Source organism: Citrobacter amalonaticus (assembly GCF_018252635.1).
Taxonomy (GTDB): domain Bacteria; phylum Pseudomonadota; class Gammaproteobacteria; order Enterobacterales; family Enterobacteriaceae; genus Citrobacter_A; species Citrobacter_A amalonaticus_E.
Map to the genome: position 1 here is coordinate 1 of NZ_JAGTXM010000054.1, position 373 is coordinate 373.

1 protein-coding gene is annotated in these 373 nt (G+C 57.4%); it reads left to right on the plus strand.

The genetic code is table 11. From position 1 onward, the window contains the following. Positions 1-245: hypothetical protein (locus KE671_RS22685; RefSeq protein WP_206164795.1), on the plus strand; the 245-nt coding region annotated here is incomplete at its 5' end. Positions 246-373 lie beyond the last annotated feature (128 nt).

Consider the following 373-nt stretch of genomic DNA (forward strand, 5'->3'; position numbering starts at 1 on the left):
ATATGGCAGAGGTCGTAAAGACTGCTCAGCAGGAATTTGATGAAACTTTCATCACGTCGAGTGAAATCGGCAAAGAATTGGACGTGTGTCGCGCCACCATTGTGAACGCACGTCGACGCGGGTTGCTCCCGGAACCGATTGTGGTCAACGGGGCGCAGATCTACATCTGGAAGCGTGACATTGTGCGTCCGTATCTGGACGCCTGGAAAGTGATGCTGCAAGCCCGGAGGGGACAACTCGCATGACAGCACGCGCTCAAGCATGGGCGCGTCTGCCAGCCGAGCTCAAATACCTCCGCCAGTGGTGCGTGGCAGGGGACAACAAGGCTCCGCTTTCGGTCGGCCCGGACGGAAAGATCTTCAATGCGTCAGTG